Annotated in this window: 8 protein-coding genes; all 8 read right to left on the bottom strand. The window is 67.0% G+C overall.

The features are described 5' to 3' along the window. Window positions 1-212: 212 nt before the first annotated feature. Window positions 213-2858 (bottom strand): DNA gyrase subunit A, encoded by a 2646-nt coding sequence (gene gyrA, locus FHW84_RS19405; protein ID WP_167257620.1) that lies wholly within the window; start codon window positions 2856-2858, stop codon window positions 213-215. Between the two features lie 139 nt (window positions 2859-2997). Beyond that, complete coding sequence (locus tag FHW84_RS19400) at window positions 2998-3408, bottom strand: GtrA family protein (protein ID WP_167257619.1); 411 nt, start codon at window positions 3406-3408, stop codon at window positions 2998-3000. 25 nt (window positions 3409-3433) lie between these two features. Continuing rightward, on the bottom strand, window positions 3434-4453 hold the full coding sequence (mtnA, locus tag FHW84_RS19395) for an S-methyl-5-thioribose-1-phosphate isomerase (RefSeq protein ID WP_167257618.1): 1020 nt from the start codon (window positions 4451-4453) through the stop codon (window positions 3434-3436). Between the two features lie 65 nt (window positions 4454-4518). Next, window positions 4519-4710 carry a PspC domain-containing protein gene (locus FHW84_RS19390; protein WP_026634417.1) on the bottom strand — a complete coding sequence of 64 codons (192 nt, stop codon included), beginning with the start codon at window positions 4708-4710 and terminating at the stop codon, window positions 4519-4521. Window positions 4711-4732: 22 nt separating this feature from the next. Next, window positions 4733-5800, bottom strand: a complete 1068-nt coding sequence (phaC, locus tag FHW84_RS19385) for a class III poly(R)-hydroxyalkanoic acid synthase subunit PhaC (protein ID WP_167257617.1) — start codon at window positions 5798-5800, stop codon at window positions 4733-4735. 11 nt (window positions 5801-5811) lie between these two features. Then, window positions 5812-6915: a poly(R)-hydroxyalkanoic acid synthase subunit PhaE gene (locus tag FHW84_RS19380; protein WP_167257616.1), complete on the bottom strand. Its 1104-nt coding sequence runs from the start codon at window positions 6913-6915 to the stop codon at window positions 5812-5814. A 628-nt stretch (window positions 6916-7543) separates the two neighbouring features. Next, a complete protein-coding gene (pnp, locus tag FHW84_RS19375) occupies window positions 7544-9643 on the bottom strand; it encodes a polyribonucleotide nucleotidyltransferase (protein WP_167257615.1) in 2100 nt (699 codons plus the stop codon). 21 nt (window positions 9644-9664) lie between these two features. Continuing rightward, a complete protein-coding gene (gene rpsO / locus FHW84_RS19370; protein ID WP_167257614.1) occupies window positions 9665-9934 on the bottom strand; it encodes a 30S ribosomal protein S15 in 270 nt (89 codons plus the stop codon). Window positions 9935-9996: the final 62 nt, after the last annotated feature.

Below are 9996 nucleotides of genomic sequence, written 5' to 3'. Positions count from 1 at the left end.
CTCTTTGGTTACTTTCTCTTTGAGCCAGCAAAGAGAAAGTGACCCGGGCGCCGGCAGGCGTCCGGAATGCCCGCTGCATAAGCGGCCAAATCGCGACAACCACACCTAGTCGCTACTGGACCCCGGCCTACGCCGAAATGACGAGCAAAAAAATCCCCCGCCGCGGTGCGGCGAGGGATCTCATCAATCAGCGCTGAGCAATCAGCCGCCGATCACTCCTCCGGCGTCGGCTCGCCGGCATCGCCCGCATCGCCGGCATCCGGCGCCGCAACGTCACCACCCTGCTCCACGCCGCCGCTCCCGCCATCGGGTGCATCCGCACCCTCAACCTCCTCCTCCGCATCCAGCCGCACCACGCTGACCAGCGCCTCATCGGCCGGCAGCTTGATCAGGGTGACGCCCTGGGTGTTGCGGCTGAGCTGCGAGACTTCCGCCACGCGGGTGCGCACCAGGGTGCCCTGGTTGGAGATCAGCATCAGCTCGTGCGCCTCGGTGACCTGCACCGCGGAGACCAGGCCGCCGTTGCGCTCGGAGCACTGGATGCCGATCACGCCCTGGGTGCCGCGGCCCTTCTTGGGGAATTCCTCCAGCTGGGTGCGCTTGCCGTAGCCGCGTTCGGTGGCGGTGAGAATGTCGCCTTCCGGTTCGGCCACGATCAGCGACACCACTTCGGCGCCGTCGGCCAGCTTCATGCCGCGCACGCCGGTGGCGGTGCGGCCCATCGAGCGCACCTCGCCCTCGTCGAAGCGCACCGTCTTGCCGTTGGAAGCGAACAGCAGCACGTCGCTGTTGCCGTTGGTGAGCGCCACGTTGACCAGGGCGTCGCCCTCGTCGAGGTTGATGGCGATCTTGCCCTTCTGCAGCTGGAAGGCGAACTCGTTGAGCGGCGTCTTCTTCACCGTGCCCTGGCGGGTGGCGAAGAACACGTAGCAGTCGTCGCTGTATTCGCGCACCGGCAGCACCGCCTGCACCTTCTCGCCGGCGGCGAGCGGCAGCAGGTTGACCATCGGCTTGCCGCGGGCGTTGGGGCCCGATTCCGGCATCTGGTACACGTTGAGCCAGTACACGCGGCCGGTGCTGGTGAAGGTGAGCAGGGTGTCGTGGGTATTGACCACCCACAGCTGCTCGACGAAATCCTCGTCCTTCAGCGCCGAGGCCGAGCGGCCCTTGCCGCCGCGCCGTTGGGCACGATAAGTGCTGGCCGGCTGGCGCTTGACGTAGCCGGTGTGCGACAGCGTGACCACGACGTCTTCCGGCGCGATCAGGTCGAGGACGTTGAGGTCTTCCTGCGAATGCTGGATCTCGGTGCGGCGCTTGTCGCCGAATTCTTCCTTGACCACTTCGAGCTCGGCGCGGATCACCGCCAGCAGGCGGGCCGGGTCTTCCAGGATCTCGATCAGGCCGCGGATGGTGGCCAGGATCTCGCGGTACTCGTCGGAGAGTTTTTCCTGCTCCAGGCCGGTCAGGCGGTGCAGGCGCATGGCCAGGATTTCCTGGGCCTGCACGTCCGAAAGCTGGTAGCCGTCGGCCTTGAGGCCGTCGCGCGGGTCGAGGTCTTCCGGACGCGAGGCATCGGCGCCGGACGCGCCCAGCAGGGCCGAGACCATGCCCGGCTCCCACTTGCGCGCCAGCATGCGCTCGCGCGCTTCCTGCGGCGAGGCGGAGCTGCGGATCAGCTCGATCATCGCGTCGATATTGGCCAGCGCGACGGTGAGGCCTTCGAGGATGTGGGCGCGGGCGCGGGCCTTGCGCAGCTCGAAGATGGTGCGGCGGGTGACCACCTCGCGGCGGTGGCGGATGAAGGCCTCGAGGATGTCCTTGAGGTTCAGCAGGCGCGGCTGGCCGTCCAGCAGGGCCACCATGTTGATGCCGAAGGTGACCTGCAGCTGGGTCTGCTGGAACAGGTTGTTGAGCACCACATCGGCCATCGAGTCGCGGCGGATCTCGATCACTACGCGCATGCCGTCCTTGTCGGACTCGTCGCGCAGCTCGCTGATGCCTTCGAGCTTCTTTTCCTTGACCAGCTCGGCGATCTTCTCGATCAGGCGCGCCTTGTTCACCTGGTACGGCAGCTCGCTGACGATGATCGTCTCGCGGCCGTTGGATTCGGTCTCGATCTCGGTCCGGGCGCGCACCAGGATGCGGCCGCGGCCGGTGCGGTAGGCCTCGACGATGCCGGAGGAGCCGTTGATGATGCCGGCGGTGGGGAAATCCGGGCCGGGGATGTACTGCATCAGGTCGTCGACCGACAGCGACGGGTCGTCGATCAGGCCGATGGTGGCGGCCACCACCTCGTTGAGGTTGTGCGGCGGCACGTTGGTGGCCATGCCCACCGCGATGCCCGCGGAGCCGTTGACGAGCAGGTTCGGCACGCGGGTGGGCAGCACCAGCGGCTCGCTTTCGCTCTCGTCGTAGTTGGGGCCGAAGTCGACGGTTTCCTTGTCGATGTCGGCCAGCAGCTCGTGGGTGAGGCGCGACATGCGCACCTCGGTGTAGCGCATGGCCGCGGCGTTGTCGCCGTCGACCGAACCGAAGTTGCCCTGGCCGTCGACCAGCATATAGCGCAGCGAGAACGGCTGGGCCATGCGCACGATGGCGTCGTAGACCGAGGCATCGCCGTGCGGATGGTATTTACCGATCACGTCGCCGACCACGCGGGCCGACTTCTTGTAGGGCTTGTTCCAGGCGTTGCTCAGTTCGTTCATCGCGTACAGCACGCGGCGATGCACAGGCTTGAGGCCATCGCGCACGTCCGGCAGGGCGCGGCCCACGATCACGCTCATGGCGTAGTCGAGGTAGCTCTGGCGCATCTCGTCTTCGATGTTGACGCGGATGATTTCTTTGGCGAGTTCTGCCATCAATCGGCTTCCCTGGATGAAGAAAAAGGGCCGTGGCGCGCGAGCTTCAGCCGCGCGTGCAGCGGTCCCGGATATAGCCTTTGAAGTGTAGCAGAAATACTATCGAAACGACAGTATTTTGATGAATGGAATCAATAGCTTACGCAGAGCTTTTGGAGCCTTTGAAAAGCACCCCGCGCGCTGTCGAGAAATTGACCAGCGCAGCCACCGCCGAACCGGCCAGCACGGCTACCGCCGGCCAGCGGTGCAGGGCCGGAAAACCGACCAGCATCAGCGCGTAGGTGGCGTAGTTGATCAGCGCGCCGGCGGTCATCAGGCCCATCCAGCGCAGCCATTCCAGGTGCAGCGGCTGCCCGCTGGCGCGGTGGGCGAAGGTGTAGCGGCGGTTCCACCACCAGGTCGCCGTGGCCGCGAGCAGGAAGGACGGCACGCGCGCCACATAGGCGTTGGCGCCGGCCAGCGAGACCAGGGCCTGCACGCCGCCGGCATCGACGATGAAGCCGATCACGCCGCCGACGAAGAACAGGCCCGCTTCGCGGCGCAGCCTCATGGGCCGGCCCCGTATGAGCCGTGCCTCATGAACCGAACATCGCCTGCATGGCCAGCGCGTTCGGATGCTCGATCACCCCGCGCTCGGTGACGATGGCGTCGATCAGCCCGGCCGGCGTCACGTCGAACACCGGGTTCCACGCCTGCGCGCCCTCGACCACGGTGCGCTGCCCGGCCACGGCCAGCAGTTCCGCCGGATCGCGCAGCTCGATCTCGATCGCCTCGCCCGAGGGCGTGGCCATGTCGACGGTGGACGACGGCGCCACCACCATGAACTTCACGCCGTGGTGGCGCGCGGCGATGGCCAGCTGGTAGGTGCCGATCTTGTTGGCGGTATCGCCGTTGGCGGCGATGCGGTCGGCGCCGACGATCACCCACTGCACCGCGCCGGAGCGCATCAGGTGCGAAGCGGCGGAGTCCGCGATCAGGCGCGCGGGCACGCCGTCGCGCACCAGTTCCCACATGGTCAGGCGCGCGCCCTGCTGCCACGGCCGCGTCTCGCCGGCATAGACCTCGTCGATACGGCCGGCGCTGACGCCGGCGCGGATCACGCCCAGCGCGGTGCCGAAACCCGCGGTGGCGAGCGAGCCGGTATTGCAATGGGTGAGCACACCGGAACCCGGTGCAATGAGCGCGGCGCCGAGCTCGCCCATATGGCGGTTGGCGGCCAGATCCTCGTCCTGGATCGCCTGCGCTTCGCGCTCCAGCGCGGCGGCGTCGGCACCGGCCGTGATGCGCGCCTTCATGCGGTCCAGCGCCCACATCAGGTTCACCGCGGTCGGGCGGGCGGCGCGCAGCATGGCCAGGGCCGGCTCGAGCGGCGCGCCCTGCTGCGCTGCCAGCACCACGCCCCAGGCGGCGGCGATACCGATGGCCGGCGCGCCGCGTACGGCCAGGTCGCGGATGGCCTGGGTCACCTGCGCGGCGTCGCGGCAGTCGATCCACTCCTCCGTGCGCGGCAGCAGGCGCTGGTCGAGCAGGCGCAGATGGTCGCCCTGCCATTGCACGGCACGGATGCGGTCGTAACGGTCGTAGTCGATGCTCATGGATGTACTCGAACGAAGCGGCAGGCGCGGTGGTGCGCCTGCCGGCAGCCGTGGGGTCCGGCCGTTTAGACGTCCTGCGGCATCACCAGCCACAGGATCAGATAGATAAGGATACCGGAGCCGCCGGCCAGGGTCAGGACGATCCACAGCAGGCGCACGATGGTGACGTCCCAGCCCAGGTATTGGGCGACGCCGCCGCACACGCCGGCGATCATCTTCTGGCTGCTGGAACGGACGAGGCGCTTGTCGGTATTCATGCGGTTCTCCTTGTGCTGGAACTCAATCCCTGGAACGCAGCCACTGGTGGATGGCCGGCGGCACTTCGCGCTGCGCGCGTCCGGAAACGTAGATGCCGATATGCCCGCCCTTGAAGGCGAGCTGGGTGTAGTCGGTGGTGCCCACGTGCTTGCCCAGCGCGCGCGAGGCGTCCGGCGGCACGAGGTGGTCCTGCTCGGCGAAGATGTTCAGCACCGGCTGGGTGACCATGCCCAGATCCACCGGCTTGTCGCCGATGGTGAGCGTGCCCTTGACCAGCTTGTTGCCCTGGTAGAAATCCTTGATGAACTGCCGGAACGCTTCGCCGGCCTGGTCGGGCGAGTCGAAGATCCAGCGTTCCATGCGCAGGAAATTTTCCATCTCCTTGCGGTTGTCCAGCAGGTCGACCATCGACACGTATTTCTGCTGGTTGAGCCGCACGGGCTTGAGCGTGAGGTAGACGTAGTTCATCAGCTCGGCGGGGATATTGCCCAGCGTGTCGACGAACAGGTCCACGTCCAGGTTCTGCACCCAGTGCGACAGCATGTTGTCCGGCGTGTGGTAGTCCACCGGCGTGACCATGGTCACGAGGTTCCGCACTTTCTCCGGATGCATCGCCGTGTAGCACAGCGAGAACGCGCCGCCCTGGCAGATGCCGAGCAGATTGACCGCATCCAGGCCGTGGCGCGCGCGCACCGCGTCGACGCAGCGGTCGAGATAGCCGTTGAGGTAGTCGTCCAGGGTGAGCCAGCGGTCGGCGCCGTCCGGATAGCCCCAGTCGATCAGGTACACATCCTCGCCCTGCTCCAGCAGATTGCGCACCAGCGAGCGGTCGGCCTGCAGGTCGGTCATCCACACCGTGTTGACCAGGGCGTAGACGATCAGCAGCGGCGTCTTCGAGGTGGGCTTGCCGTTGCCCTTCATATGCCAGACGGTGAGCTTGTCCTCGCGATAGACGGCTTCGCGCGGCGTGTTCGCGTATTCGGGTTCGTGCATGCCGCGCAGGCTTTCCACGCCGGCGGCGAGCTTGCGCTGGAAGGCGGCGACTTCGCCGAGGAGCTTGGCCGGATCGATGCGTAGAGGGGTGAACATGCGTCAGTCCTTCACTTGCGCGTGCGTTGCGTGCCGCGCGCGGGCGCGGTCTTGGCGGTGCGGCGGGCGGCGGGCGGCTTGCGTTTGCTTTCCGCCTCGGCGCCCAGCGATTCGGACAGCACTTTCTTCGGCGCGTGGCCGGCTTCGGCGCGGCCGGCGAGCTTGCGCTTCAGCGCGGCGACTTCGTTGCGCAGCGCGTCCAGTTCCGCGTCCGGCGCGGCGGCGCGCGTCGCCTTGCCGGCGGAGCTGGCGCGCAGTTCGCGGCGCAGCTCCTGCACGCGCTTGCCCAGCGAATCGACTTCGCCGCGCGTGGGCATGCCCAGTTCGCGGCACCAGGCGTCGGTCTGGCGCTGCTGGCGCTGGCGCACCTGCATCTGCGTGTTGACCATGGCGCCGTAGGCTTCGCGGAATTCGTCCGACAGCGCGATCTGCGCATAGGCTTCTTCGGCGGCGTCGACCCACAGGTCGTACAGCGCCTTGAGCGAATCGACCTGGCGCGCCGGCTCGGTCATCTGCGTGAGCTTTTCGCGCAGGCGTTCGAAGCCGTCGGCGTTGGCGCGCAGGATCAGCGTGTTGTAGCGCGACGAAGCCTCGGCGTATTCGCGCATGGCTTCGAGCAGCGCCTGCTGCTGCATCTGGCGTTCGCGCGTATAGCCGAAAGCCGGCGTGTCGCCCAGGCCCGCGCCCCAGGCGCCGGCCTGCGGCTGCGCGGCCTGCAGCCAGCTCTGCCATTGCTGGGCGAAACCGTGCGCGGCGGCATTGTCGATGCCGGCGAAAGCCTGCGCGAACGGCTGGTTGATGCCGGCGAACGGATTGCCCATGAAGCCCTGCCCCATGGCGGCCGCACCCGCCACCGGCTGCCCCATGAACAGCTGGCGCAGCGCCTGCTGCCAGTCGTCCGGCCCCTGCCCCGCGATGCCGCTGGTGGCGGCCGCCTGCATCCAGTCGGCATAGCTTTTCAGGCCACCCATGGCGCGCGACAGCAGGTCGTCGGAAGCCGCGGGCACCGGCGCGAACGGCGACGCGGGCCGCTGCAGCGATTGCATCCATGCGTCCCAGGATTGCTGCGCCCAGGCCTGGTATTGCTTCATCACATCGTTGGCGTGATCGCTCATGCCCGCATCCTCGTTTGCGCTCTGGGCATCGTAGCAAAAGCCACCTCACGCCACTGTTGCGCAAAAAAGTGGAGGGCGCTGGATGAGCGTTTTGGCGGAGTGGTGCGCATCACTCTTGCGCTCCGCCCGGCCCCTCACCCCAACCCTCTCCCCGGAGGGGAGAGGGGGATGACGGGCGGGGCGAAAACCGAGCGAAGAGCTCGCGGCGCAGCCGCGGCGTTCCGCTGGCGCGCTTCTGCTCTTGATCTACCGGGTCCCCTTGGCGCCGGCGGTGAGGGCTGGACGAAAAGGCCCCGCAGGGGGCGGGGACACGATGTCCCCGCCTTTTTGATCAGGGCATGGATGCCCTGTCAAAAAGCCCGGCCAGCCCTCACGGACCCTCAGCAGCTGCGCTGCTGAGGGCGCCAAGCAGGGTGCCCTTCTCTTTGCTTACTTTCTCTTGGGCACGCAAGAGAAAGTAAGTCGGGCCGCGGCAGCGGCACGAAACACTCGCCAAAGGCGAGGCCAGCGGACATCAACGCGACAACCAAGCGATACCGCCACTGGATCCCGGCCTACGCCGGGATGACGAGCAAAAAAAAGCCCGGCGATAAGCCGGGCTTTCTTCAACCTGCCTGCAGAGAGCGCCTCAGGCGCCCTCTTCCTCAGTCACCGCCTTCATGGACAGGCGAATACGCCCCTGCTTGTCCACTTCCAGCACCTTGACCTTGACGATGTCGCCTTCCTTCAGCTTGTCGGAGACCTTCTCCACGCGCTCGTTGGAAATCTGCGAGACGTGGACGAGGCCGTCCTTGCCCGGCAGGATCGTGACGAATGCGCCGAAGTCCATCAGCTTGGCGACCTTGCCCTCGTAGATGCGGCCCGGCTCGACGTCGGAGACGATCTGCTCGATGCGCTTCTTCGCTTCGTCGGCCGCCAGGCGGTTGACCGAGGCGATGATGACGGTGCCGTCGTCGCTGATGTCGATGGTGGTGCCGGTCTCTTCGGTGATCGAGCGGATGGTGGCGCCGCCCTTGCCGATGACTTCGCGGATCTTGTCCGGATGGATCTTGATGGTGAGCAGGCGCGGGGCGTACTCGCTCATCTCCGAACGCGGCTCGCTGATCACCTTGGCCATTTCGCCCAGGATGTGCAGGCGGCCACGCTTGGCCTGCTCCAGCGCCACCTTCATGATCTCTTCGGTGATGCCGTCGATCTTGATGTCCATCTGCAGCGCGGACACGCCGTTGGCGCTGCCGGCCACCTTGAAGTCCATGTCGCCGAGGTGGTCTTCGTCGCCCAGGATGTCGGACAGCACGACGTAGTCGTTGCCTTCCTTCACCAGGCCCATGGCGATGCCCGCCACCGGAGCCTTGAGCGGCACGCCGGCGTCCATCATGGCCAGCGAGGAACCGCACACCGAGGCCATCGAGGAGGAACCGTTCGACTCGGTGATCTCCGAGACCACGCGCAGCACGTACGGGAATTCCTCGATCGAGGGCTTGACCGCCTGCACGCCGCGCTTGGCAAGGCGGCCGTGGCCGATCTCGCGGCGCTTCGGCGCGCCGAAGCGGCCGGCCTCGCCCACCGAGAACGGCGGGAAGTTGTAGTGGAACAGGAACGGATCCTTCGACTCGCCTTCCGGCGCGTCGATGATCTGCGCGTCGCGGGTGGTGCCCAGCGTGGCCACGACCAGGGCCTGCGTCTCGCCGCGGGTGAACAGCGCCGAGCCGTGGGTGCGCGGCAGCACGCCGACGCGGACGGTGATCGGGCGCACGTCGTCCAGCTGGCGGCCGTCGATGCGGACCTTGGTCTTCAGCACGCTGTCGCGCATGGTGCGGTATTCGAGCTCGCCGAATTCCTTCGCCAGCTCGGCAGCCGGCCAGGCGTGCTCTTCGGCCTGGGCCTTGAGCGAGGCGATCACGTCCGCCTTGATGGCGGCGATGGCGTCGCGGCGCTGCAGCTTGTCCTTGACCTGGAAGGCCTCGTCCAGCTTGCTGCCGACGGCGCCGCGCACGGCGGCGGCCAGGGCCTCGTTACGGGCCGGCGGCTGCCAGTCCATCGACGGGCGGGCGGCCTCGGTGGCCAGTTCCGCAATGGCGCGGATCGCGGTCTGCATCTGCTGGTGGCCGAACACCACGGCGCCCAGCATGACTTCTTCGCTGAGCAGCTTGGCTTCGGATTCCACCATCAGCACGGCGTTGGTGGTGCCGGCCACGACCAGGTCCAGGTCCGAGCTCTTCAGCTCGGTGGCGGTCGGGTTCAGCACGTACTGGCCGTTGGTGTAGCCGACGCGGGCGGCGGCGATCGGACCCTTGAAGGGGATGCCGGCGAGGCTCAGCGCAGCGGACGCGCCCAGCATGGCCGGGATGTCGCCGTCGACTTCCGGATTGAGCGAGACCACCTGCGCGATGATCTGCACTTCGTTCTTGAACTCTTCCGGGAACAGCGGGCGCACCGGACGGTCGATGAGGCGCGAGGTCAGCGTCTCCTTCTCGGTCGGGCGGCCTTCGCGCTTGAAGAAGCCACCGGGGATGCGGCCGGCCGAGTAGAACTTCTCGACGTAATCCACGGTGAGCGGGAAGAAGTCCTGACCTTCCTTCGCCTTGGCCGCGGCCACCGCGGTGACCAGCACCACGGTGCCGTCCATGCTGACCATGACGGCGCCGGACGCCTGGCGGGCGATTTCGCCCGTCTCCAGTGTGACCGTGTGATTACCGTACTGGAATGACTTGGTTACTTTCGCCACGTCGTTAGTCCTTGGAGTCGATTAACGGCGGAGGCCGAGGCGTTCGATCAGGCTCTGGTAGCGGGTCACGTCGCTGGCCTGGAGGTAGCTCAGCAGGCGCTTGCGCTGGTTGACCAGCTTGAGCAGGCCGCGACGCGAGTGGTGGTCCTGCTTGTGGGTCTTGAAGTGGTCGGTCAGGTGGGCGATGCGGGCCGACAGCAGGGCCACCTGGACTTCCGGCGAACCGGTGTCGTTCGGCACGCGGCCGTATTCAGCAATGATCTTGCCGGTCTGTTCTGCAGTAAGGGACATGGGTCTCTCTTCCTCAAAAGCGGGTGCGAAGCTTGCGCAACGTCACCGTCGATGACGTTGCG

Source organism: Dyella sp. SG562, assembly GCF_011759495.1.
In the GTDB taxonomy this organism is placed as follows: Bacteria; Pseudomonadota; Gammaproteobacteria; order Xanthomonadales; family Rhodanobacteraceae; genus Dyella_D; species Dyella_D marensis.
Note: the sequence above shows the minus strand (reverse complement) of the source record. Positions and strands in the feature narration are given on the sequence as shown.